At 71.8% G+C, this 26,163-nt stretch carries 12 protein-coding genes; 6 read left to right on the top strand and 6 right to left on the bottom strand.

Features of this window, described 5'->3' with window-relative positions:
* Positions 1-104: 104 nt before the first annotated feature.
* The 4 genes from ACFXI3_RS01845 to ACFXI3_RS01860 are packed head-to-tail and all read right to left on the bottom strand — an operon-like array spanning position 105 to position 6,830.
* Complete coding sequence (locus ACFXI3_RS01845) at positions 105-1,727, bottom strand: beta-ketoacyl synthase N-terminal-like domain-containing protein (RefSeq protein WP_378397438.1); 1,623 nt, start codon at positions 1,725-1,727, stop codon at positions 105-107.
* Positions 1,724-4,396, bottom strand: a complete 2,673-nt coding sequence (locus tag ACFXI3_RS01850) for an amino acid adenylation domain-containing protein (RefSeq protein WP_378397439.1) — start codon at positions 4,394-4,396, stop codon at positions 1,724-1,726. Before ACFXI3_RS01850 ends, ACFXI3_RS01845 begins: the two co-directional genes overlap by 4 nt.
* The gene (locus tag ACFXI3_RS01855; protein ID WP_378397440.1) at positions 4,393-5,751 is read right to left on the bottom strand and encodes a DUF6002 family protein; all 1,359 of its coding nucleotides are present in this window, start codon (positions 5,749-5,751) and stop codon (positions 4,393-4,395) included. Before ACFXI3_RS01855 ends, ACFXI3_RS01850 begins: the two co-directional genes overlap by 4 nt.
* Positions 5,721-6,830, bottom strand: a complete 1,110-nt coding sequence (locus ACFXI3_RS01860; protein WP_378397441.1) for a hypothetical protein — start codon at positions 6,828-6,830, stop codon at positions 5,721-5,723. Before ACFXI3_RS01860 ends, ACFXI3_RS01855 begins: the two co-directional genes overlap by 31 nt.
* A 160-nt stretch (positions 6,831-6,990) precedes the next feature.
* Between ACFXI3_RS01860 and ACFXI3_RS01865 the strand changes: the two genes are divergently transcribed.
* Genes ACFXI3_RS01865 through ACFXI3_RS01890 form a run of 6 tightly spaced genes read left to right on the top strand, consistent with a single transcriptional unit; the run spans position 6,991 to position 23,162 of the window.
* Entirely contained in the window at positions 6,991-12,213 is a 5,223-nt protein-coding gene (locus ACFXI3_RS01865; RefSeq protein WP_378397443.1) for an SDR family NAD(P)-dependent oxidoreductase, read from the top strand.
* Positions 12,206-14,491 carry a lantibiotic dehydratase gene (locus ACFXI3_RS01870; protein ID WP_378397444.1) on the top strand — a complete coding sequence of 762 codons (2,286 nt, stop codon included), beginning with the start codon at positions 12,206-12,208 and terminating at the stop codon, positions 14,489-14,491. Before ACFXI3_RS01865 ends, ACFXI3_RS01870 begins: the two co-directional genes overlap by 8 nt.
* On the top strand, positions 14,488-17,820 hold the full coding sequence (locus ACFXI3_RS01875) for an amino acid adenylation domain-containing protein (protein ID WP_378397445.1): 3,333 nt from the start codon (positions 14,488-14,490) through the stop codon (positions 17,818-17,820). The genes ACFXI3_RS01870 and ACFXI3_RS01875 overlap by 4 nt, the downstream gene beginning before the upstream one ends.
* A complete protein-coding gene (locus ACFXI3_RS01880; protein ID WP_378397446.1) occupies positions 17,805-19,769 on the top strand; it encodes a B12-binding domain-containing radical SAM protein in 1,965 nt (654 codons plus the stop codon). The genes ACFXI3_RS01875 and ACFXI3_RS01880 overlap by 16 nt, the downstream gene beginning before the upstream one ends.
* Positions 19,762-21,438, top strand: a complete 1,677-nt coding sequence (locus tag ACFXI3_RS01885; RefSeq protein ID WP_378397447.1) for an ABC transporter transmembrane domain-containing protein — start codon at positions 19,762-19,764, stop codon at positions 21,436-21,438. The genes ACFXI3_RS01880 and ACFXI3_RS01885 overlap by 8 nt, the downstream gene beginning before the upstream one ends.
* On the top strand, positions 21,435-23,162 hold the full coding sequence (locus tag ACFXI3_RS01890) for an ABC transporter ATP-binding protein (RefSeq protein WP_378397448.1): 1,728 nt from the start codon (positions 21,435-21,437) through the stop codon (positions 23,160-23,162). The genes ACFXI3_RS01885 and ACFXI3_RS01890 overlap by 4 nt, the downstream gene beginning before the upstream one ends.
* A gap of 78 nt (positions 23,163-23,240) precedes the next feature.
* Here the strand turns inward: ACFXI3_RS01890 and ACFXI3_RS01895 are convergent, their stop codons facing one another.
* Together ACFXI3_RS01895 and ACFXI3_RS01900 are read right to left on the bottom strand one after the other, a co-directional pair.
* Positions 23,241-24,644, bottom strand: coding sequence for a hypothetical protein (locus ACFXI3_RS01895; protein WP_378397449.1), 1,404 nt, complete (start codon positions 24,642-24,644; stop codon positions 23,241-23,243).
* Between the two features lie 93 nt (positions 24,645-24,737).
* Positions 24,738-26,024 (bottom strand): type VII secretion protein EccE, encoded by a 1,287-nt coding sequence (locus ACFXI3_RS01900; RefSeq protein ID WP_378397450.1) that lies wholly within the window; start codon positions 26,022-26,024, stop codon positions 24,738-24,740.
* Between the last annotated feature and the right edge of the window lie 139 nt (positions 26,025-26,163).

Raw genomic sequence — 26,163 nt, forward strand, 5'->3', positions numbered from 1 at the left:
GCTCGGGAGGACCGAGCGGTGGCCGCGGGTCGGCGATCCTGCGGGCTGCTCCGGGCACCTGTCGGCTCCGGGACGCGGAAGGCGGTGCGTGACCAAACCTGACCTCATCCGGGAAGCACCGGGACCCCTTTGGCCCAATGACGGGTGCGGTCGAACGGATACGTCGGCAGCCACACCCGGCGGCGGCCGGCCGCGAAGACCGCCGACCAGTCCGGCGTGCCTCCCTCCGCCCACTGCCTGCCGAGGTTCGCCAGCTCGGGGGACTCGGCAGGCTGGGCGGCGGAGGAACGGTCAGCGACGATCTCGAACTGGCGGCACGGCCACGCCCGGCGTCCGGTGGCCAGCGTGAACGCGACATTGGCCAGCGGCAGGTCCGGTTCGCGGTCCAGGTGCTCCCGGAGCCGGGCCGCCGTCTGGGCCAGTGCCTGCGGGGTGCGAGCAGACAACACGAGGAGGTGCGGCGAGGGAGCCGCCGACGGGCGGGGGAGCGGCGGTGGTTGTTCGAGGATCACGTGCGCGTTCGTCCCGCCGAGGCCGAACGAGCTGACTCCGACGCGGCGGGGTGCGGCCAGGTCGACGGGCTCGGTGGTGACGGTGAAGCCGCCGGACGAGAGGGGAAGATGCGGGTTCGGGCGCCGGAAGTGCGCGGTCGGCGGGGCGGTGCCCTGCCGGGCGACGAGGGCGGACTTGATCAGGCCGACGACCCCGGACGCCCCGTCCAGATGGCCGATCGCGGGCTTCACCGAACCGAGAAGGCACCCGGGGATCCCGGCGAGCCGGAAGGCGCGGTCGAGGGCGTCGACCTCCAGCGCGTCGCCGAGAAGCGTGCCGCTGCCGTGTGCTTCCAGGTAGCTGACGGCGTCGATCTCCGCTGCCCGCAACGCTTCCAGCACGACGGCGGCCTGCCCGCTGCCGCTGGGAGCGCGGTAATCGGGACGGTCGCCGTCGTTGTTGACTGCCCAGCCGCGGATCACCGCGTGGATGGCATCGCCGTCCTCCAGCGCGTCGGCGAGCCGTTTGAGCAGGACGACGCCGGCACCGCTGCCGAAAACCGAGCCGTCCGCGTCGGCGTCGAAGGTGCGGCAGCGGCCGGACAGCGAGACCAGGCCGTCGTCTGCGGCCAGGCGGGCTGGGTAGGGGATGGCGGCGGCACCGGCGAGGGCGAGGTCACAGCGGAAGTCGGCGAGGTTTTGCGCGGCCAGGCATACCGCGACCAGCGAAGACGAACACGCGCTCTGCACGGCCAGGCTTGGACCGGACAGGCCGAGTGCGTGGGACACCCGGGCGGCGGCGTGGTCGGTCGCGGTGCCTACTGAATGCGCGCCGGGCCAGGCGCCGGACAAGCGGTAGTGCTCGTACCAGCTCGGGCCGACGCTGGCGAAGACTCCCGTGTCTGGGCACGAAGCCGGGTCGTAGCCCGCGTCCTCGAAAGCTGACCACGCGGTTTCCAGCAGCAGCCGGTGTTGTGGATCGAGTCGCGCCGCCTCGTCCGCGGGGTAGCCGAAGAATTCCGCGTCGAAGTCGGCGATTCCGTCGAGGTGGCCTACCGTGCGCACCAGCTGAGGGTCGCGCAGCAGCGACTCCTCGACGCCGGCGGCGCGCAGCTCTTCGTCGGAGTAGCGGCGGATCGGGTCGACGCCTGAGAACAGGTTGCGCCACAACGTATCCGGATCCGCGGCACCCGGGACGCGGCACGCCATGCCGATGATCGCGATGTCCTCGGTCACGGGGAGCGCCGTCCTGCCCGGGCGGCGCGGCGGCGGGACATGCGGTCGCCGACCCGGTCCAGGGTGCCGTCGGGGAGGCTCGACAGGGAGTCGGCGAGGGCGGTGATAGTGGGGTGGTCGAAGAACCGGCCGAGCGGGATTTCGACGCCGAGTTCCTTCTCCAGCAGGCGTTTCAGCATCGGGACCTGGGCGGAGTGCCCGCCGAGGGCGAAGAAGTCTTTGTCCGCGGGCGGGTCCGGCAGGCCGAGCACAGCCGACCAGGCGCGGGTGATCGCCCGGGGCACGTCACCCTGAGGACGGCGCGTCGGCGACGGTGCGGGTAGTGCGCGGACGTCGACCTTTCCGGTGCTGGTCAGCGGAAACGTGTCGAGGACGCTGATCTCGCGCGGGACCAGGTAATGCGGCAGCTTCCGGGCGAGTGCGTCGAGCAGCGAGGCCGGATCCGGACGCTCGCCCCGTGGCACGACGTACGCGAGGATCTCGCCCTGCCCGGCCACCGCGACGGCCTGCGCCACCGAAGGCTGAGCGCATAGCGCCGCCTCGATCTCGCCGAGTTCGACTCGGTAGCCGCGGATTTTCACCTGCCGGTCGGCACGACCGAGGTGCAGGAGGGTTCCGTCCGGCAGCCTGCGGGCGAGGTCGCCGGTGCGGTAGGCGGGCACGCCGTCGATCGTCACGAACTTTCCTGCGGACGCGGCCGGATCCCGCCAGTAGCCGGGTGCGACGTGCTGGCTGAGCACGGTGATCTCGCCGCGCAGGCAGGTGCGGCGGCCCGCCTCGTCGAGCAGGACAACCTCGACGCCGGGCAGTTGGCGGCCGACCGGGATCACCTCGCCGTCCACCCGCGCGTCGGGTCCCAGGTGGTGCTGCGTGACGAAGCTGATCTCGGTCGCGCCGTAGCCGTTGACGAACACGCAATCCGGCGCACCGACGCGGCGTGCTCGCTCCACGTCGTCGCGGCGGACCTGTTCTCCGCCAAGGAGAACCGCTCGCAGGGCGGGTAGCCGGCGGTCGCCGAGGGAATCGGTCAGGTAGCGGAACATCGTCGGCGTCGAGTGGTAGATCGACACCTCGTGTTTCGCGAGGACTTCGCCGAGTGCGGTCACGCCGTGCGCGGCCACGTCGAACGGCACCACGGCGGCGCCGCTGAGCAGCGCGGAGAACAGGTCGGTGACGGCCATGTCGAAGCCGAAGGACGTGAGCAGGCCGAGCCGGTCGGCGGGGGTGATCCGGAAGTTGTCGACGTGGTTGCGGACCTGGAAGAGGACGTTGGCGTGGGTTTGCGCGACTGCCTTCGGCTTGCCGGTGGATCCCGAGGTGTACAGCACGTAGGCGAGGGAATCGCCGGACGCGGCGAGGTCCGCCAGGCGGAGTTCCACTGTGGACAGATGGTGCACGGTCAGCGTGGGGGCGATCCGATCGCACAGGGGCTGGTGTTCCGGGTCGGTCAGGATCGTGGTGGCGCCTGCGTGGGACAGGATCGCGGCCAGCCGGTCAGGGGGATGGTGCGGGTCCAGGGGCACGTACGGCCGGCCGGTGAGCACGGCGGCGACGATCGCGACGATGTGCGCCGGTCCGTGCGGGAGCAGCAGTCCGACCGGGCCGGTGCCGGAGCGCAGGAGGGCCGCGGTTCCGGCGGCTCGGGAGGCGAGTTCTTCGTAGGTGAGGCACTCGGTGTCGGTCAGGATCGCCGGGTTGGCCGGAAACCGTTGGCAGATCTCGGCGAACCGGTGCGCGATCGAGGTCGCGTCGGCGGGGAACAGGGCGTCGCCGGAGGGTTCGAGGGTCGGTGTCCGGTCGCCGCGGGCGTGCGGGAGCAGGTGCGCCGTGGACCGCTCCGGATGGTCGAGGATCTCGGCCAGCAGGGTGGGCAGGTCGGCGGCGAGGTCGGCGAGGAGGGATTCCGGCAGATGCCCGAGCCACGAGATCCGGTGGCTCCGCAGAGTCAGGATGATCTCCAGGTCGTACGGCGTCGAGGAACGGGCGACCGGTTCCAGCGTGAGCCTGCCTGCCGCGATGGGCGGGCCGTCCTCGCCGAGGGCGAAAGCGCATACGCTCGAATGGTCGAGGAGTTCGTCGATCGCGACCGCTACTTCGATTCCGGTGGCCGCCGTGCGCCGGGCGGCGGCGATGTCGCTGAGCGCGACCGAAACCGGCCGGTCCTCAGTGAGGTCGACGACGAGCGCTGAGCCGTCGGCCAGGCCGAGTGTCATCGCGCCGGTGCCCGTGTAGCGCCGCAGCAGCAAGGCGATCGCGGTGAGGAAGACCGAAGCGGGCTGACCGGCGAAGCGCGCGTCGAGTTCGGTGGTCAACCGCGCGCAGTCGCCGGAAGGGGCCAGGTCGAGCCGGGAGTCGACCGGCTGGCTCGCTGCGACGGCCGGGGTGAACTCGGGTGCCTGGGAGCCGGAAAGCTCGGCGACGAGGTGTGCCAGGAATTGCCCGAACCGCAGGTGAGTGGCGTGGGGCAGCGCGACCAGCAGAACGTGCTCGTCCTCGGCGACGGAGCGCAGGCGTGCCCGCAGGGGCGGTGCGGAGAGGTCGAAGTCGTCTGGAAGAGCGTCCACTGTGGACGACGGCTCGTCCGGAAGCCGGGCGGCGATCCGCTTCAGGACGGCAGACAGCTCCGCCCGGTCGAGCGGCCCGGTGATGCGCAGCGTCCGCACGGTCACCGCCCCACCGGGACGGCCAGCGCCGCGTCCACGGCGGCCCGCACCTCGTCCAGTCCGGTGACCGGCACGAGCGCCGACGGTTCGATCGGCTGGTAGTCGGCGGCGGTGTAAGTCCCCGACGCGTGCAGCACGATCTCGGTGCCCGCTGGGACCAGCCGTCGCTCGATCGCGTTGAGAACCCCGGTCATCGCCATTACCAGCGACCATTCCCGCAGTTCGGCGTGGTCGGCGGGCATCGGCCGCCCGGCGGCGTTCAGCAGGTCGCGGATCATCGGGTACCGGCTCGCGCACTCCTGCCGGGACACGACGATCCCGGTCCCGCCGAAGCGCCGCACGAGCGGGTCCATCGTCTGCGAGGTGACCGGGCGGCGGGTGTAGAACGTCGGCTCCAGCACCTCGTCCGGGTCCTCTGTGGACAGTGGGAAGTGCGGGTCGGCGTCCTGGACATAGCGATCTGCGGAGCGGCGGTACCGGGGCGCGTTGGCGGGGTCGTGGTCGCCGTGGAGCAGGCTCAGCACCATGTCGGGCGCGCCGAGGTGCTGGACGAGCAGGAAACCCGGGTGCGCGGCCGGGTCCGCCTCGCCGGCGGCTTCGAGTTGTTCCCGGCCCTGGTGGTAGCCGAGCAGGCCGAACGCGCTCGACACCGCGTGCGCGTGCCAGCGGTTGCCGCGGGCTGGGTCCACGTCGTGTTCGAGGAAGGCCCGGGCGGCGTCGGCGACCAGGTAGTTGTCGAGGTCGAGGGTGAACCACAGGCGCGGCGAACCGGGGCGGACTTCTTCGCGGGCCACGAATTCCCGGGCGAGATCTTTGACCTGTTCCGGTCGCGCGCTGTCCAGCAGCAGCACTGGATTGCGGCGGGCCGGCTCCGGTTCCCGCGACAGCGCGCTGGAGCGGAATTTCGGCTCGGAGCGAGCGGGCGCGAGCACGATCACCCGGAGCTGGCCGGGTCGGACGAGACCGGTCGCGATCGCGCGGTCCACCGCGTCGCGCAGGGCCACGCCCTTGTTCGCGGACGTCGGCGTGAAGATCACGATCGGCTCGCCGGTCTGGCGGATGTGCTCGACCGCTCTGGCGACGATCAGCAGGGAGGCGAAGGTTTTCGTCGTGTGGGTGCCGGGGTTGCCGGTGAGGTCGAGCAGCCGGATCGAGTGGCCGTCGATCTCCGCCAACGGGCCCCACGCGGCGGTCGCGACGGAGAAGTACTCCCGGGCCGCGGGGTCGAGGTCTGGCAGCGCGGAGCCGGGAGCGAACCGGCCCGGCAAGGTCACCGGAGCGGGGACCCGCCGCTCGATCTCCCCGCGGATCCGGTCGTAGTAGTCGGTGATCAGGTTCCGGGACGCGCGGGGGACGGGCATCGCTCCTCCTCGTTCGGGAAACGGGCCGGGGAGCGCAGGCGGTCGCGCAGTTCCAGGAGCCGGTCGCAGACGGAAGCGGTGTCGTGGACCGGGAATCCGGCCGCGAGGTCAGGCAGATACGGCAGCAAGGCCTGGCACGCGGTTTCGCCGAACACGACGTCCGATCCTTCGACCACGACTCCGTCCCGGTGCCCGTCGTGCTGGTTTCGCCGCACCGCGACGTCTTCGGCGACGGGCAGGTCGAGCGCGAGTGAGCCGTCGCGAATCCGCACTGGGTATCCGCCCGGCAGCCCGAGCGGTCCCGGCACGTTCGTCCGGGTGTCCGCGCCGGCCAGGAGGTTTTCGACCAGCAGCGCGGCGGCGTGTCCGGTCACCGCGTTCAGCTCCCGGCGGTCGGCTGCGCGGAGCTTGGCCAGCCGGGCCGTGACGTCGGTCAGCGGCTCGTCGTCCAGCCAGGCCAACGCTTCGCCGGCCTCGTCTTCGGGCGCGTGCAGGTGGACGTGGTGGGCGAGCACGCGCAACGTCCGGGTTTCGTCGGCGGGAAGCGTCGCACGCAGGGCGGCGGCGAGGGTCATCACGTTGCCGATGCCGCAGAACACCGGCAGTCCCAGCGCTTTCAGCAGGGGATTGACCGCGTCCGGGAAGCAGCCGTTGACCAGCATCGTGGCCGGGCTGGCCTCCGCCACTGCCTGGGCGAGCGAGATCGCGGGTCCGGCTTGCAGCGGCAGAGTGAGCCCGAAACCGCCGTGTCGCAGCAGGTTCGTCCACTCCGACGGGCTCGTCATCCGTTCCCAAGGGGACTGGTGCGAGGCACAGTTCAGCACGACGCGAGGCTGAAACCGCGCCAGCACCTCTCGGAGATCGGTCAGGGCACCCGCTTCGAAACGGACCGGCGAACCGCTCAGCCGCGCGCGCATCGCGGCGAGATCCGCGACCTCCCGCGCCTGGCCGGGCCTGCGCGCCAGTATGTGCACCACGGCCGGAATCTTCGCCAGGGCAAGCGAAAAACACCCGCCGCGCGCCAGGGAACCGCTCCCGGCGACGACGACGCGGGGCACCCCGGCCGAATTTTCGGTCAATCTGGTGTCCTTTCGCGGGAGAACGGGGCTTACGGTAGCCGCGCTCGCCCGCTCGCCACTGTGGTTTCGCCTGGGTCCGAAAGCATGGACGCGCGGGGACGGCCTGGATCTACTGGCGAGGAGAAGGTTGTCGGCCGACGTGTGCGATGAGTGAGGCGGTATGGCGATCGGTGACTCCGCTGACCCCGGCCCGGCCGTCGAACCGGTCGCGATCGTCGGGATGGCCTGCCGGGTGCCGGGCGCGGCCGACGTCCGCCAGTTCTGGCGCAACCTGACCGCAGGCGTCGAATCGGTCCGGCGGTTCACCCGCGCCGAGCAGCTCGCCGCCGGCGTGCCAGCCGAGGAGCTGGACGACCCTTCGTTCGTCCCGGCCGCGCCGGTCCTGGACGACATGGCGGGCTTCGACGCGGCGTTCTTCGGCATGACCCCGCGCGAGGCAGAACTGGCCGACCCGCAGCAACGGTTGTTCCTCGAGCTGTGCCACACCGCGCTGGAGGACGCCGGCCATCCGCCGGGCCGGGTCCGCGGCGAGGTCGGGGTCTACGGCGGCACCGGCGTGGACGACTACCTCTGGCGCAACATCCGCGGCAACCGGCGGATCTGGGAGTCGGCCGGCCGCGGCCTGACGATGGTCGGCAACTCGCCGGACTACCTCGCGACCTTCACCTCGTACAAGCTCGACCTGCGCGGGCCGAGCCTGACCGTGCAGACCGCGTGCTCGACGTCCCTGGTCGCGGTGCACCTCGCCTGCGAGGCCCTGCGGTCCGGCGAATGCGACCTGGCGGTGGCTGGCGGCACCAACATCGAACTGCCGCACCACCGCGGCTACCTTCCGCGCGTCGGCGGTGTCGATTCGAGCGACGGGCATTGCGCGCCGTTCAGCGAGCAGGCGTCGGGGACGGTCTGGGGCAGCGGCGGCGGGACCGTCGTGCTCAAGCGGTTGTCGGAGGCGGTCGAGGACGGCGACCACGTCCACGCGGTGATCCTCGGCAACGCGGTCAACAACGACGGTTCGGAGAAGGTGTCCTTCACCGCTCCCGGGCCGAAGGGGCAGACTGCGGTGATCGCGCAGGCGCTGAGCGTGGCCGGCGTGACCCCGGCGGAGATCGGTTACGTGGAGGCGCACGGCACCGGCACCCGGCTCGGCGACCCGATCGAAATCGCCGCGCTGACCGAGGTTTTCGGCCGCGAGCCGCGCGCCGGGCAGCGGTGCGCGATCGGCTCGGCCAAGTCCAACATCGGCCACCTCAGCCAAGGGGCCGGGGTCGTGGGGCTGATCAAGGCCGCGCTGATGGTGTCGAACGGGCTGATGCCGCCTTCGCTGAACGTCACCGCGCCGCATCCGGACATCGATTTCGCGAACTCGCCGTTCGTGGTCAACACAGTCGCACGGGCCTGGGAGGCGACGGGGCCGCGCCGGGCGGGGGTGAGTTCGTTCGGCTTCGGCGGTACGAACGCGCATCTGGTGGTTGGACAACCGCCCGAGCTGCCGGTGTCCGAAGCGGGGGAGGTCGCGCTGATTCCGTTGTCCGCCAAGACCGAGAGCGCCCTGCAGACGGCGGCGACGCGGCTGGCCGAGCACGTGGCCGAATCCTCAGGACTGAGTCTCACCGACATCGCCCACACGTTGCGCACCGGGCGCGACGAGCATCCGCACCGCGCCGCAATGGTCGCGCGGACTCGCGAAGACCTTGTCCGCGCGCTGGCTCGGCCGACCGCAGCGGTCGCCGATCCCGCCACGAAGGTCGCGTTCCTGTTCTCCGGCCAAGGCAGCCAGTACCCGGGCATGGGCGAGGAACTGCACCGCGCCGAACCGGTCTTCCGGTCCGCACTGGACGAATGTCTTGAGCTGGCGCGGGACGAACTCGGTGGCGACCTGCGAGAGCTGCTCGCGGCGCGCCCGGAGGAAACCCAGTTCGCGCAGCCAGCGCTGTTCGCTGTCGGCTACGCCTTGAGCCGGTTGTGGCGGTCGTGGGGCGTCGAGCCCGAGGCGATGATCGGCCATTCCGTCGGCGAGTACGTGGCGGCTGCCGAAGCCGGAGTGTTCACCGTCTCCGAGGCGGTCCGGTTGGTGTGCGCGCGCGGAAGGCTGATGCAGCAGGCACCGCCGGGGGCCATGCTGGCCGTCTCGATGGACGAGGACCGGCTCCGCGAATGGCTGCCCGCCGACCTGTCGCTCGCCGCGGTCAACGGTTCGGGGGCTTGCGTGGTCGCCGGGCCTGCGGAAGCGGTCGAAGAGTTCGCCGCGAAACTGTCCGCGGAGAAGATCCAGAACCGCGGTCTGCGTACCTCGCATGCCTTCCACTCTCCGCTGATGGACGGGGTTCTCGCGGACTTCCGTGCCGAGGTCTCGGCGGTGTCGCCGCGCCGCCCGAGCCGGCCCTACCTCTCGACCCGCACCGGGGACTGGATCACCCCGGACCAGGCCACCGATCCCGAACACTGGGTCCGGCAGCTGCGCGACACCGTCCGCTTCGGCGACTGCGTGCAGCGGCTGCTCGCGGACGGTTCCTGGGCGTTGGTGGAATGCGGTCCCGGGCGGCAGCTCGCCGGGCTGGCGCGGATCCGGCCCCGTGGCGCGGCACGGTCGAAGGGCCCGCTGGCCCTGCCGAGCCTGCCGACGCCCGGCGATTCTCGCGGCGACGTCGAGACTCTGTACGCCGCGGCTGGTCGCTTGTGGACGGTCGGCGTCCCGGTGCGCACTGACCGCATCGGCGCTCCCGGACGTCGCGTGCCCTTGCCCACCTATCCGTTCGAGCGCACGCATTACTTCGTCGAACCCGATCCGCCGGGCGCGCCGCAACCCGTCGCCCCGGCAGACCACAGCCGGGTGTCCGTGCCGACTTGGCGGCAGACCGCGCCGCTGGCAGCGACCGGAGAGCCGGCAAGCTGGCTGGTTTTCAGCGACGGCCCGCGCGGCACCGACCTGGTCGCGGCGCTCCGGCGCAGTGGTGCCGACGTCGTCGTCTCCGGAGAGGAGCCGGGCAACCCCTACTGTGTCCGCGCCACCGAACCGGACGACTACGCGCGCCTGTTCGCCGACCTTGCCGCTCGCGGTGGGATGCCGACGCGGATCGCGCACGCCTGGCTGCTCGACGCCGAGGAGGACGATCCTCTTCGCGCCCAGGACCGCGGGCTGTTCAGTCTCATCGCCTGTGTGCGGGCGCTCGCCGCGACCCCGCGGGCCCAATCAGGGGCGAGCGGCGCGATCGGGCTGGACGTGCTTACTCGGGGCGCGCGCGATGTCACCGGTGCCGACCTCGTCAATCCGGCCAGCGCGACGGTGACCGCGTTCGCTGAGGTCGCTCCGATCGAGCTGCCCGTCTTGCGCGTCCGCCACCTCGATCTCGGGCCGGACGATCGTCCCGCCGGTGCTCTCTTGGCGGAACTGCGTTCTGCGCCGGGCGATCCGGTCGTGGCTCTGCGAGGCGGACGCCGGTGGGTCCCGGAGCACCAGCCCGTTCCTGAACTGTCCGAAGCGGACCCGGCGACGCTCCGGCAGCACGGCGTGTACCTGATCACCGGGGGCACCGGAGGAATCGGGATCACCGTCGCCGAGCACCTCGCGCGGCGGGTCGCGGCACGGCTCGTCCTCACCAGCCGCCACGGCCTCCCGGCGGAACACGAGTGGGACGCGCTGGGCGAGACCGATCGCATCGGCCGGGCGGTCGCGGCGATCCGCCGGATGCGCGCGGCCGGGGCGGAAGTCGAGGTCGTCGCGGCTGATGTCAGCGACGCCGAAGACCTGGCCCGCGTGCGCGAAGTCCTCCTGGGACGGTTCGGCCGCCTCGACGGCATCGTGCACGCGGCAGGCGTCGCCGGCGGGCAGATGATCGAGGCGTGGGACCGCGCCGAAGCCGAGCGCGTGCTCGGCCCGAAGCTGCTCGGCACCAGACTCCTCGCTGCCGCCTTCGGCGATCTCTCCCCGGATTTCCTCGTGCTCTGCTCCTCGACTTCGGCCCTGGCCGGAGCCCCGGGACAGGTCGACTACAGCGCGGCGAACGCCTATCTGGACGCGTGCGCGGGCGCCGCGGGCGGATGGCCGACGCGGCGGCTGTCGGTCAACTGGGGGCGGTGGCTGGAGGTCGGCATGGCCGTCGAGACTGCGGTGCCCCGGGAATGGCAGCGCGTGCTCGACCAGCCCGGCGAGGCCTGGGACCACCCGATCCTGACCCACCGCGACGGCAACGGCGGATACAGCGGGACCGTTTCCCCGGCAACGCATTGGGTGCTTGACGAGCACCGTCACCAAGGCCGCGCCCTGATGCCGGGAGCCGCGCACGTCGAGCTGATCCGGGCGGCGTTCGAGGACCAGGTGCCGCGATCCTCGGCGCGCCACCGGATCGAACTCGGCGGTCTCGTGTTCGTTCGCCCGCTGGTGCTCGCCGACGACGAGAGCGCCCGCCTCCGGGTCACCGTGCGCGCCGGCGCGGGGGAGCACCGGGTCGAAGTCGCCAGCGAGGCGGGGGTGCATGCCGAGGCCCGGGCACGGTGGACCGATCCTGGCCCTGAGCCGGTCGATCTGCGCGCGATTCGGGCTGGCCACAGCGGACGCCGTCAGGACTACGACGGCGAACGGCTCGCGCAGGCGGGCGGTTTCGCGCTGGGCGGGAGGTGGCGCAGCCTGCGGCACACGACCGACGCCGCCGACGGCATGAGCAGGCTGGCCTGGTTCGAACTCCCCGGTTCGGTACAGGCGGAGGCCGAAAGGCTGCCGCTCCACCCGGCGGTGCTCGACGAGGTCACCTCGGTGGCCAGCGACGGACAGGGCAAGTATCTGCCGCTGAGCTACGGACGGCTGGTCGTGCACCGGCCGTTCCCCGTGCGGCTGTGGGCCTGGGCGCGCTACCAGGGGGCCCGAGACGGCGAGGTCATCACCGCTGATCTGTCCGTTGTGGACGAACGCGGGGAACCGGTGCTGACGGTCACCGATTTCGTCATGCGCCGCACCGACGTCGCCGCGCTCAGCAGCAAACCCGCCGCGCCGGGCGGCGAGGGACTGCGTCCGGTGGAGGCCGTGGATCTCCTCGACCGGCTCCTCGGCGCTGACCTCGGACCCAGGGCGATCGTCTCCGCGGTGCCGCTGGCCAGGATCCGCCAGCGTGCCGAGGCGATCATGGCGACCGGCTCCGACGCCGCGCCCGCGGACGACCTGGAGACCGCCATCGCCCGCGTGTGGGCCGACGTGCTCGGGATCGCCGAGGTCGGCGTGGACGAGGATTTCGCGGAGCTCGGCGGGAATTCGCTGACCGCGGTCCAGCTGATCTCCCAGGTGCGCAGCGCGGTCGGTGTCCGGGTGCCGATGCAGGTGCTGTTCGAAGCGCCGACCGTCGCGGCGATGGCGGGCGTGGTCGCGCGGATGCGGGGCGACGCCAGTGGCTGACGCGCACCTCGTCGAGGTTCCCGGCGGCGACTGGAAGGTCTGGCGCGCGGCCCTGCTCCGCACCACCGGTTTTCCCGCCGACGGACTCGCGGCCTTCACCTGCTCCGAAGCCGCGGCCATCGTCGACGCGCATCTCGACGGTGCCGTCGGCCAGCACGAGGCTGAGCAGGCGTTCGCCGAGGCTGCCGCGCAGGGGAGCCGCGCGCTGTCGAAGATCGCGGCGGACCCGTTGTTCCGCGAGGCGCTCGTCTGGCAGAACGCGCGGGTGCTGCGGGTGGCCGATTCGGTCGCCGCGGAGACCGAGCCCGCGCGGCTGAACCGGCGTCGCCGCCGGGACGAGGACCTGCTCGCCCGCTACTGGCAGCGCTACTGCGCCAAGACCGAGACGATCGGTTTCTTCGGCCCCGTCAGCTGGACCGGGATCACCGCCCGGCCGGACGTCGTCACCGCCGAGATCGGCCCGCGCCTGGTCCGCGCCCGCGCGACCCATCTCGAGTACTGGGTGCTCGACGCCTACGCCCGGCACCTGGCCGAGGACCGCGAGACCCGGTCCTGGCTCCCGGTTCGCCTGCCGCCGCACCTCGCGCTCGACGGGACCCGGCTGCTGCACCCCACCGAGCCCGCCCGGACCCTCACGCCGCAGCAAGCGCGACTGCTCGCCTGCTGCGACGGCCGTCCGGCCCGGGAAGTCCTGGCCGCGCTCGACGGAACACTCGCGGCGCGGGCCGACCTGGAGCGGATGCTCGCCGACCTGCACGACCGTTCGCTGGTGTCGTGGGGCATCGATCTGCCGCTGAACTACACCGCCCAATCCGCGCTGCACCAAGGAATCCAGGCGATCGGCGACGAGCGGATCAGGCACGACGCGCTCGCCGGACTGGACCGTCTTGACCGGGCACGCGCGCGAGTGGCCGAAGCAGCGGGCGACGCCGACGCGTTGCTGACCGCCCTCGCGGACCTGGACGCCGAGGTCACCGCCGTGACCGGCAGCGCGCCGAGGCAGCGTGCCGGCGAGATGTACGCGGGCCGGACTCCGTGCTACGAGGACACGATCCGGGACCTGGACCTCAGTTTCGGCACCGGGCTGCTGGACGGAGTCGGGCCCGCGCTCACCCGGATGGCCCACCTCGCGCGCTGGCTCACCGCGGAACTCGCGGCCGCTGTCCACAATGGACTGATGCGGCTGCACGCCGATCTGGCTGAGGACAGCGGCGGCCGGGGCGTCCCGTTTGGACAGTTGTGGTACCTCGCCCGAGGCGTCCTCTTCGGTCAGGACGACGGACCGGTCGCCGCCGTGCTGGCGGAGTTCTCCCGGCGGTGGGCGGCGTTGTTCGCGCTCGACACCCAGTCTGAGGACATCCGGTGCGACAGCGCGAGCCTCGACGTCGAGACGCTGTTCCCCGCTGACCAGCCCGGCTGGCCCGGGGCGAGGTTGCACAGCCCGGATCTCCAGCTGTGCGCGGAGGATCTGGCCGCCTTGCGCCGTGGGGACTTCTTCGCCGTTCTCGGTGAGCTGCACGTCTCGTGGCCGACGTTCGACTCCGGGGTCACCGTCCGCGTCCACCCCGATCCCGAGCGACTGCGCGCCGACCTGCGCGACGACATCGGTTCCGATCGGATGCTGCCGTTGTTCCCGTCCACTTGGCCGCGCGTGACCGCGCGGGTGAACCGCTGCCTGGAGAACGACGGCGACCGCCAGTTCGGCTTCGTCGACGCACCGGGCGCTGATCCCGGTCGGCTGGTGCGGATCGCCGCGTTGGCCGTCACCGAACACGACGGCGAACTCCTCGTGCACGGGCCCGGTTTCCGCCGTCCCGTGCTCGACTTGTTCTCCGAACTGCTGATGATGCGGGCGGTCGACGCGTTCCGCTCGGCCACCGCACGGCCGCACACGCCGCGGATCACCGTGGACCGGCTGGTGGTGTGCCGGGAGAGCTGGCGGACGACCGTCGGCGAGACCGGGTTGTCCGAGGTCGAGGGGCATTGCCCGCGGTATCTGGCGGTGCGGCGCTGGCGGCGTGGGCTCGGCCTGCCGGAACGGGTTTTCGCCAAGTTCGCGACGGAGGGCAAACCGCTCTACGTCGACTTCACCAGTCCGGTCTACGTCGCGGGATTCTGCTCCGCGCTGCGGGCCGCCGCCCGTGCCGGAGAGGACAGCGCGCTGACGCTCACCGAGTTGCTGCCGGGTCCGGAGCACGCGTGGGTGCCTGATGCCGAAGGGCGGACGTACTTGTCGGAGCTTCGTGTCCAGTTGCGGGATCCGGAGGCGGCCGAATGACCCTTCTGCCGCAACGGGTCCTGGCCCACGCCCGGCAGCGGCCCGGCGCGATCGCCGTCCGCCAATGGGACCACCGGCTGACCTACGCCGCGTTGGCCGCAGCAGCCACCGGCCTCGCCGCGACTCTGCGCGCCCGCGGTGTCGGCCCGGAGACGCCGGTCGGCCTGTGCCACCGCCGCACGCCGGAGATGATCGTCGGCCTTCTCGGGATCATGCTGGCGGGCGGGGTGTACCTGCCGCTGGAGCTGTCCCACCCTCGCCACCGCCGCGACGCCATCCTCGCCGATGCTCGGCCAAAGCTGGTCATCGTCGACGACGACGGCGAGAAATCCTTGGCGCACCATAGTATTCCGCGCCTCCGCCAGGGAACCGCAGAGGACGCCGGCCCGGTCGAGACCGAGCCGGGCAACCTCGCGTTCCTGATGTACACCTCTGGCTCCACCGGCGAACCGAAGGGCGTCGCGCTCGGGCACGGCGGTCTGATCGCACACCTGGAAGCCGCCGCCGAGTGGGTCGGGCTCGACCGGGACGCCCGTGTCCTGGCCTTCGCGTCCTGCGGGTTCGACCTCTCGTTGCACGAGATCGGGGTCGCACTCGCGTTCGGCGCGGAAGTGGCGCTCATTCCCGAGGCCGACCGTCTCGACCCGGTTCGCCTGCACGAGTTCCTGCGCGCCCACGAGGTCTCCTACGCGAACCTGCCGGTTTCGGTGCTGCCGCTAGTCGAACCGCACGGACTGCCCGCGTTGACGGTGCTCGGGACGGGTTCCGAGGCACCGGGACCGGAGCAGGTCGCGCGGTGGACCGCGCCGGGCCGCCGGTTCCTCAACAGCTACGGGCCGACCGAGGCCACGGTCATGGTGTCCTCCTTTGATGCTCGCGGCGAGTGGACGCGGCCGATTCCGATCGGCCGTGCGCTGGGGGAGCACGGGCTGCACGTGGTCGACGAGAAGCTGTGCCCGGTACCCGTCGGCACCCCCGGCGAGCTGCTGATCAGCGGGGTTGGCCTCGCGCGCGGCTACCTCGGGCGGCCTGGGCTGACCGCGGAACGGTTCATCGCGGATCCGTTCGGCAGCGGCGGGCGGGCGTATCGCACCGGCGATCTCGTGCGCCGCACCGCGGACGGAGACCTGGAGTTCCTCGGCCGGCTGGACCGTCAGGTCAAGATCCGTGGCCAGCGCGTGGAACTCGGCGAGATCGAGACCGCGCTGCGGGCGCATCCGAAGGTCCGGCACGCCGTCGCGGACGCGGTTTCCGGCACGGTCGTCGCGTTCTGCGTACCGGAGACCGCGGACCCGTCGGCGTTGCGGGAGTACTGCGCGGCCCGGCTGCCCGCCGCGATGGTCCCGGCGCGGGTGTTCTGCCTGCCCGAGCTGCCCCTGCTGACCTCGCACAAGGTCGATCTGAACCGGCTCCGGGAACTGGTGGAAAGCACCCACGAGCCAGCCGGAGCCCCGGACGAGCCGCTGCCCGCGGCGGTGGCCCGCGTGTGGCACGGGCTGCTCGGCGAAGGGGAGGATTTCTTCGCCAGCGGCGGACATTCCCTCACCGCGATGACCATGGCCGCCGCCCTGCGCGCCGAACTCGGCCGAGACATCGGGGTCGGCGACATCTACCAAAGCCGCACCCTCGCCGGGCTCACCGCCCGCGTCGCACAAGCTGCGCGCACCGACGAGATCGAGCTGACCACCGGACATCCGCCAGAGCTCTCGCCGGGACAGCGACGGCTGTGGTTCCTCGACCAGCTGGCCCCCGGCTCCGCCGCGTACAACACGCCGATGGCGCGCAGACTGCGCGGACCGGTCGACCCGGCGAGGCTCCAGGCCGCGCTTACCGCTGTCCTCGCCCGGCACGAGGTGCTGCGATGGCGATTCCCGGCCGGCGGCGGCACACCCCGAGCGGTGGCCGACCCGCCGTCCGTACTCCCGCTGCCGGTCCTGGACACATCCGCCGACCAGCTCCAAGCGGCGCTGGACGCCGAAGCCACCGCGCCGTTCGACCTGGCGAGCGGGCCGCTGGTGCGAGCGAAGCTGCTGCGGCTCGCCCCGGACGACCACGTTCTCGCGATCACTTTCCACCACGCGGTGTTCGACGGCTGGTCGCTCCAGCCGTTCTGCCGCGACCTGTCCGCTGCTTACACCGGCAAGCTGCCGCCGCTGCCGGTCAGCTACGCCGACTACCCGGCCTGGCGGAGCGAACGCGACCGGCGTCGTTCCGCCGAGGACCTGCAGTGGTGGCGCGACCATCTCTCGGACGCGCCGACCGTCCTCGACCTTCCTCGCGACCACCTCCGGCCACCAGCGCAAACGCACCGCGGAGCCCTCGTCAAAGGCCAGCTCGGCCAAGACGTCGCCACCGCGGTCGAGGCACTCGCGTCCACAGTGGACACGACATCCTCGGTAGTGTTGTTCGCGGCCTTCGCCGAGCTGCTGCACCGCGTCACCGGCCGTGACGACCTCGTGGTCGGCACCCCGGTCGCCGACCGCGGCCACGTCGCCTTCCACGACTTGGTCGGCTTCTTCGTCGAGATCGCCCCGTTGCGGTGCCGCGCCGACGACACGCGGAGCTTCGCCGACACAGTTCGCGGCGCGGCCGCCGAGTTCGTGGCCGCCCTCGCGCACCCCGCCGCACCGCTGGAACGCATCGTCGCCGAACTGCGCGTGCCCCGCGAATCCACTCGCGGTCCGCTGGTGCAGGTGTTGTTCAACGTCTACGGGTTCGCGCCCGGCGAGGTCGTCCTTCCCTGCGTCGCGACGGAAACCCTGCCCGCCGGACAGCCCGGCTCCGCGTTCGACCTGACCGTCTATGTGGAGCGCCGCGAGGACGGCTTCGGCGTCGAAATCCTCTACGACCGCGCGCTGTACGAGCCTGACCGGATCGACCGGCTGCTCGCCGCGTACCTCGAATGGATCACCGCATTGGTGACGACCGGCGAGAAACCCTCGCTGGACACCTCGCTCAGCCAGGGAATCCGCGAGGCCCCGGCGGATGAGGTGCCAGCGGCGGAGCACGGTACTTGGTCCGACACCGAACGGGAGTTGGTCCGGCTGTGGACCGAGGTCCTGGACGGGCGCGCGGCCGGGGTCGCCGACAACTTCTTCGACCTCGGCGGGACCTCGTTCGCCCTGACGGTCCTGCACGGCCGGATCGAGCGGCAGTGGGGCAGCCGCGCCCGGCTCGTCGACCTGTTCCGCTATCCCACCGTGCGCGCGTTCGCGGCGTTCCTGGACGGCCAGGCCGCGGACACGGCACTCGAAGCGGCCGACCGGCGGGCCCGCGCCCGCCGGAACCGAGCCCAGACACGAGGAGGGCGGTCATGGGCCTCCCGGTAACGCTCGTCTTCCCGCCCGCGGCGGATCCGTCGCTGCCGCACGGCGCGCTGCCGCTGCTCGGCGCGGTGCTCCGGCGCGGCGGGCACGACGAGGTCGAACTCCGCGACCTCAACCTGGAGGCCTTCGACCACCTGCTGCGGCCGGAACCGCTCGCGGCGGCGGCGGACGGCGGGGCCGCCGAAGTCGTCGCGAACATCGCCGAATCCCGGCGGATCCTGCGGGATCCGGCCGACTTCTACGATCCGGCGAAACTGCTCTACGCCAAGCGGATTTTCCATCTCGCCGGCGACCTGATCACGGCGGGACAGCCGGAATCGCGGTTCGGCAAGTACTCCTATTCGCAGGCGGCCTACGACAGCTACGAGGAGGTCGCACACGCGGTCGACACCGAGACCGGGCCGCTCGCGGGCTACTTCCGTGACGTTGCCGTCCCGTCGCTGCTGGCGCGGAAACCGCGGCTGATCGGCCTTTCCGTGCCGTATTTCTCGCAGCTGATCCCGGCGTTCCTGCTCGCCGAGGAGATCCGCCGGCAGGACCCGAGCGTGCACGTCACCGCGGGCGGGCCGGTGATCACGTGGGGACGCGAGGTGCTCACCGCCGACGCCCGGTTCGGCCGCTGGCTCGACTCGTTCCTGGTCGGCGAGGCCGACGAGACTCTGCTGCACTTCGCGGATTCCCTTGCCGGAGAACGGGACCCGGCCTCGGTGCGCAACATCGTCCGCTACGCCGGCGGCGCGGTCCGCGAGCAGCTCGACCCGACCTACCAGCTCAACCTGGACTGGCTGCCCGCCCCGGATTTCACGATGCTGCCGCTGAACGACTACTTCGCGCCCAAGCGGGTCATCTGCATGATGCCCACGCGCGGCTGCTACTTCAACCGGTGCGCGTTCTGCAACTACGCCTTCATCAAGATCGCGCCCTACCGGATGCGTTCGCCGAAACTGATCGCGGAGGACGTGGCGTCCGTCGTCGCGTCGACCGGCGAGGACGTGTTCTCCTTCGAGGCGGACGTGATGCTGCCCGCTCACCTTCGGTCGCTGTCGGAGGCGTTGCTGGAACGGCAGACCGACATCAGCTGGCACGGCGTCGCCCGCTTCGAGAAGGGCTTCACCCCGGAAGTGTTCGCGACCATGCGCGAAGCCGGGTGCGTGCGGCTCTACATGGGACTGGAAAGCGCCAACGAACGCGTGCTCAAGGCGATGGACAAGGGCACGACCCCGCAGCGGATGGCCGGTATCCTCGAGATGTGCCACACCGCGGGGATCTCCGTCGAAGCCGGGGTGTTCAGCGACTTCCCGTCGGAGACGGCGGCCGAGGCGGAGGACACCTACCGGTTCGTCCGCGACCACCGGCACGTGATCGGCCGCGCCGACGCGGGCACGTTCCGGCTGCTCAAGGGCGCGCCGATCGCCGACGAGCCCGAGGTGTACGGGATCACCGTCAAGGACGACCCGGCGCGCCGCTGGTACCACCTCGACTACGAGGAGGACACCGGCGTCTCGACCGGGCTGGCCGAGCGGATCCAGCGGCTCTACCCGGAGGTCGCGCTGATCGACGTGCCGGAGGACATCCTCTACACCGCCCGGTTCGGTCCCAATGCGTTCCGGAAGTTCTTCGACGGCGGTGGCGAAGCGGCCGATCCGCTTCCCGCCGAGGCGAAACTGTCGCTGGCCGACGGTGTCGTGCTGCACCGCGTGGTGGTCGCGAACTCCGGTGCGGTCCACTTCGACGACTCCGAGTCCTCTCACGCGGGCTTCGAAAAGTCTCACCTGGCGATCACGATCGCCCTCGACCGCAACCACTCGCGCGTGCTCCCCTTGGGGGACAACGAGGAGAAGGTCTTGCGCCGGTTAGCCGAGGGTGACGCGCGCGCCGGCGAACTGCCGTCCACTGTGGACACTCTGGTGGCGAAGGGACTGGTGACGGTTCAGGACGGCGCCGGTGGCTGACCCGGACACCCGGGGGCCCGGCCGCTACCTGTGGTGGCTGGTGCGGTGCCAGCCGGGCCGGGTGCTGTCCGGCGGGCTGGTGAGCGCGGCGTGGATGGGCTGCCTGATGCTGCCGCCGTACTTCCTGTCGCGCGCCGTCGACGAGGGACTGCGCGGCGGGAGCACGGCGGCGCTGCTGGGCTGGGCCGCCGCGATCGTGGGCATCGGCGCGGTCAATGCGACGCTGGAGACTGTGCGGCACCGCACCATGACACAGGTCCGGATGGATGCTTCCTTCCGCACCGTGCGGGCCTTGACGCGCCAGGCCGTCGAGGTCGGCGCGACCCTGCCGCGGAAGGTTTCGGCGGGCGAGGTCGTCAGCATCTCGGCGACCGACGTCATGCGGATCAGCTGGGCTTTGACGGTCACCGGCCCCGGTTTCGGCGGCGTCGTGGCGTTCGCGGTGGTCGCGGTGCTGCTGTTCTCGGTGTCGCCGACGCTGGCGCTCGTGGTCCTGCTCGGGGTGCCGCTGCTCGTCGTGCTCACCGGACCGCTGCTGAGGCGGCTCCAGCACGTGGAGACCGAGTACCGGCGGCAGGAGGCGGCGCTGACGACCCGGGCCGCCGATATCGCCGGAGGACTGCGAATCCTGTGCGGAATCGGCGGAAAGGACCGGTTCGCGCGCGGTTACCGCGGTGCGTCGCAGGCGCTGCGCGCGGAGGGCAACCGGATCGGCGCGGTGATCAGCTGGATCCAGGCGCTCGGCGTCGGGCTGCCCGCGCTGTTCCTGGGCGCGGTCACGTGGATCGCGGCGCGAATGACCGCGGCGGGGGAGATCACGATCGGCGAGCTGGTCGCTGTGTACGGGTATGTGGCCGTGCTGGTGGTGCCGGTCTCGTACTTCATCGAGGGCGCGGGGGACATCAGTCTTGGTCTGGTGGCCGCGCGGCGGGTGGTGCGGATCCTGTTGCTGCGCCCCGAGGTCACCTCGCGCCCCGGTGCGCTTTCGGGCCCGCCGGGGCAGGCGCCGATGACAGATCGCGCCTCTGGGCTGGAGGTGCGCGCGGGGGAGTTCCTGGTGCTCGCGCCTTCGACGACGGCCGAGGCCGCCGCGGTCCTGGAACGGCTCGCCCGGCTCACGGACTCGGACGTCCGATGGGGCGAGGTTCCCCTCAGCGCGGTCTCGCTGGCGGAGGTCCGGCGCCGGGTTGTGCTGAGCGACGTCGACGGGTACCTGTTCGCCGGGCCGCTGCGCGAAACCCTTGCCGCGCAACGGGATGACGCCGCGATTGCGGCGGCTTTGGAGGTCGCGGCGGCGGAAGATGTGCTGGCCGCGCTGCCCTCCGGCCTTTCGTCCACAGTGGACGCAAAGGGCTGGAGCCTGTCCGGCGGCCAACGGCAACGGCTGCGGCTGGCGCGTGCCGTGCTCGCTGATCCGGACGTCCTGCTGCTGGTCGATCCCGCGGCGGCGGTGGACGCGCATACCGAATCGCTGATCGCGGACCGGCTCCGGGCGGCGCGGCAGGGGCGGACCACGGTGGTGGTGACCACGTCGCCGCTGTTGCTGGCAAAGGCGGACCGGGTCGCTTTCTTGAGCGACGGGCGGGTTGTCGCCGCGGGTTCGCATGCGGATTTGCTTGCCCGGGTCGCTGACTACCAGGCGCTGGTCGCTCGCGGAGGTGCGGTGTGAGCGGTGTGTCGCTGCCGGTCGCGGACAGCCGCGCAGTGCGCCACGAGGCCCTGCGGCTCCTCCGCGCCGACCCGCGCGCCGTCACCGTGATCGTCGTCCTGAACTGTGCGGCGGCCGCGCTCGGCCTCGCCGCCCCGTGGCTGGTCGGCGAGATCGTCAACCGGGTCACCGCGGGCGCGGAAATGTCCACTGTGGACTTACTGGCCGTCGCGATCGTCGCCTTCGCGGTGGCGCAGATGCTGGTCACCCGGTTCGCGCGGTACGCGGCGTTCCGGTTCGGGGAACGGTCGCTGGCCAGCCTGCGGGAGCGATTCGTGGACGACACGCTCGCGCTGCCGGTGTCCGTGGTGGAACGCGCGGGCGTCGGAGATCTGATCACGCGAGGGTCCAGCGACGTCGCGCAGGCCGGCGGCACTCTGCGCGACGCGGTCCCGGACCTGTTCGTTTCGGTGGTGCAAGCGGTGTTCATCCTCGGCGCCGTTTTCGCGCTGCATCCGCTGCTCGGCCTGTGCGCGCTCGCGGGGATTCCGCTGATGTGGTGCGTGACCCGGTGGTATCTCAACCGGTCTCGCACCGCCTACCTTGCCGAGGGGGAGGCCAACTCCGCGCTCGCCGACGCCATGGCCGCGACCGCCGAAGGAGCCCGGGCCGTCGAGGTGTTCGGCTTGCAGCAGCAGCGGATCGACGCCGCGGAACGCGCGATCTCCGCTTCGTATGCCGCCCGGATGCGGACGTTGTCGCTGCGGACAGTGTTCATCCCCGGAACGGTTTTCGCGCACTCGATCCCGGTCGCGGCGATCCTCGTCGGGGGCGGTACCGCACACCGGGCCGGGCTCGTCAGCCTGGGCGCGGTGATCGCGGCCGGGCTGTACCTGTGGCAGCTCGTGGATCCGCTCGACCACGTCCTGTTCTGGTTGGAGCAACTGCAAAGCAGCGGTGCCTCCCTCGCCAGGATCAAGGGCGTCGCCGAAGCCGCCGCCGATGACGAGCCGGCCGGGGCCGTGCCCGTCGACGACCGGATCGAGGTCAAGGCCCTGCGCTACGCCTACCACGGCGCCGCCGACGTCCTCCACGACCTGGACCTGACCGTGCGCCCCGGCGAACGGCTGGCGATCGTCGGCCCGTCCGGCGCGGGCAAGTCCACGCTCGCCCGGTTGCTGGCCGGAATGGACACCCCGCGAACGGGCAGCATCACCCTGGGAGGCGTCGACGTGCACCGGCTCGCCCCCGGCCGGGCGCTGCTGGTCACGCAGGAGCACCACGTCTTCGTCGGAACCCTCCGGGACAACCTGGCGATGGCGGCCCCCGAAGCCCCCGACGCCCGGCTCGCCTCGGCGCTGGACGCCGTCGGCTGGACCCGCCCCCTCCCGGACGACCTGGACACCGAACTCGGCGACCCGGCCCGCGGCGACCCTTCGCTCGATCCCGCCCAGGCACAACAGATCGCGCTAGCCCGGGTCCTGCTGGCCGACCCGCGGACGGTGATCCTCGACGAGACCACCGCGATGCTCGACCCGAACGCGGCGCGCCGGATCGAACGAGCCCTGGCCGCGGTCCTGGAGGGCCGGACGGTCATCGCGATCGCGCACCGCCTGCACACCGCGTACGACGCGGACCGGGTCGCGGTGCTGGAGCATGGCAGGCTCACTGAACTCGGCAGTCATGACGAGCTTCTTGCCGCACAGGGGACTTATGCGGCGTTGTGGGGGTCGTGGCACGGCTGAACGCTGCGGATGGACGGCTTGGGAGCGGTTGGTGTGGAACGTCCATAAAGGACGCCGAGGTTCGTGGGTGCGGCAGTGTCAGGCTCCCTCCGCGGACGGCCCAACCTCCGACGGCGCGGCAGGCTGCTGTGCCGCCCGGAGCGCTTGCAGCCCGGCGAACCCCGCCACCAGAAGTGCCGCGAGGAACAGCAGCGTCGCGTTCAGCCCAAGGTGATGCGCTGGAGCGAGCTCGCCGGTGCTGGAGTCCTCCTCGTGCAGCCGGGCAGCGACGAGCGCCGCGCCGCCGCCGAGGATGACCGTTGACGTGATCGGGCCGAAGGAGGCGGGGAGCGCGCCGGGCACGGTGATCGGGGCGGCAGTCGCCACCATGACCGCGGCGGTCGCGGCGAGCACCGCCAGCAGGAGCGCCCCGGCCGCCGAAGCCTGATGGTCGATGATCTTCTCCGGCTTTCCGTCGGTCGCGAACGAGAGGACGCACAACACCAACGCCGCGAGCACCCCGGCGCCGACGGCGAACTGGGCCCGCCACCGGGTCGCCGCGGCCCAGCATCCGGCGGCGACACCGGCGGCCGCCGCGATCCAGCTGAGGATCGGGTCGGCCACCGTCGCGTACAGGGCCAGCAGCAGGGGGCCGGCGACGCCCAGCTGGACCAGCGCCATGGTCGCCACGCCGAAAAACACCCGAGCCCCGGCGACCGCGGTGATCGCGACCGCGAGGACCAGCACCCCGAGTCCGGCGATGGTCGGGGCGACCCCGGGGTGCCGGGCCAGCGAACTCGGCGACACCCCGAGCGTCCGGCTGACCAGGCTGTCGTCCACCAGGCTGGCGAGCATGGGCAGCAGCACCGCGCAGACCGCCGCGACCGCGAGACGCGGCCCGGGTGCGGTTGGCTCCGGCCAGGCGCTGTCGTTGCGGCGGAAGCGCTGGCCGACAACCGCCAGCACGGCCCCGACGATCCCGAGCACGCCGAGCGCGACCCGCCAGAAATCTCCGCCCAGCGGCAGCGAGAGCCACCGGACGCCGGTGAGCGCGGCGGCGAAGATCTGGCATCCGAGCGCCAGCCCCGTCAGCGAAAGCCCGGTCTTCCGCGCGCCGCGTTGGTGCAGCTCTTGGGCCGCGCCGAGCACGGCGATCAGGACCATCGGCGCGCCGACGCTCGCGATTACTCCGATCGACGGATGCGCGCCGAGTCCGTCCGGAAGCAGCGGAGCGAGCGTGCGAGGAATGGCGAGGACGGTGCCCGCCAGCAATGTCCACGGCCACCATCGAATGGTGAAAACCGCGACCAGAATCCCGATCATCGGGACAATCTGGGCCAGCACGACCCCGCCGCTCCACCCGGTCGGCGTAACCGAAGCCACGAAGGGCGAAAGCGGTTCCGGAGTCCCGATCAGGACGCTGGCGACGGTGCCGAACGCGGCGGCCGCGGCGGCCGTTGTCGGGCGTATCGCCGGGGAATCGCGCAAAGCGGGGGCGTTCATCGTGTCGTTCTCCGTACGCAATCAGGGTGGAAACGCAGATTAGCGACGGAGACCGGGAAAAGGGCGGTTTTCCGGGAATTGCGGAACTGAAACTCAGCAGAAAGACCCCAGCGGCAAAGTGGCGGTCAACCCGTCGTGCTGACGGCCTTCGAGCCGGTCCAGCCGGAGGCCCCATTCCGCCGTGAGCCGGGCCAGCACCTGGGCCGCCTGCTCGACCGCCGCCGCGTTAGGGGAGGCGACCCGCACCGCGGCCGTGACCTCGGGCGCTCCGGCCGAGCGGCGGGCGCTCAGCGAGAGCGTCACCGCGGTCTGGGACGTCGCGCCGAGCACAGCGTGGATCAAGCGAGGAGTAGTCGCTGGCGGGAGCGCAGACCAGCCGTCCAGCCGGAATGCCGCCTGGGACACCGTGCCGCTGTGCCAAAGCCGCCATTGCTCCCGGACCTGGGTGCGCCCCGCGGTGACGTGCGCGAGCGAAGCGATCGAGCCGAGAAATTCGGGCTCTCCTAACGGAGTCGTCGGCAGGCCGTCGCGGCGCAAGCGACGCTGCACGCGCCTCAGTGCGTTGGCCAGCGCTTGGCGCACCACATCGTCCTCGTATCGCTCGACGGTGCGCAATGCCTGCAGCGCAAGCCAAATCCGCGGTGGTTGCCGACGGTCGACGCCTGCGTGGTAGAGCACCTGGGCGGCGAAGCCGGTGCCCGGTTCGGCGGGCGGCAGCAGCGCTTCGGGGCCGGGGATCGGGGTCGGCGGGAGCGAATCCGGGCGCAGGACGGCGCTGATCCCGTCCGTGCGGCTGAAGAGGAACACCGGATCGTCGCCGAGTTGCCCGGGATGTCCGGAACCCTCCGGTGACAGGGTGCGCAGCAGGGCACGGCCGGTCTCGTCGGCGTCGGCCAGTTCGCGTTCCCGGTCGCGCAGTGCGTAACCGACCGAAAGCGACAGCCATTCGTAGCCCCAGCGGCCGTGGTAGCGCAGTGCCGTCAGGGCCAGCAGCACAGCGGCGCCGAGCCCGATCGTGGCCGCCACCGGCCACGGCCTGCCGATCGCAAGGACCGCTGCCACCAGCACCAGTTGCCCGCAGACGATCTGCAGCGCGCCCCATCGGCGACGTCGTTCCGCGGGCAGGTGCGCTGGAGCCGGCGGCGGGGTCGTGACGACCGGACGCCACGGCTGGGCGTAGGTCGCCGCCGGGGGAGGAGCCGCTGCTCTCGCCGCGGTGAGCGCCGCCAGCGCGGCGCTGCGGGCCGCTGCCTGCGCGTCCGCCGGCACGGGAATCCGCTGGCCTTGGCCGATCGGCCGGGCGAGCGGCATCGGCTCCGGGACTCCTCGCGCGGGGGCGCTGGCGCGCCGGCCGGGATGTGCCTCGCCGGGATGGGTCACGGCAGCTCTCCTCACGTCCCGGACAGGGTCGCGGGGAGAAGCTGAGGTTTCCGTGACAGCTCGTTTAATCAGGATTTCAACGGCGTGCTCTAGCGTCCGGGCATGGGTTCCGGATGTATCTCGGCTGTAGCCGACCCCG

The organism is Amycolatopsis sp. NPDC059235, assembly GCF_042754125.1.
Lineage (GTDB): Bacteria > Actinomycetota > Actinomycetes > Mycobacteriales > Pseudonocardiaceae > Amycolatopsis > Amycolatopsis albidoflava.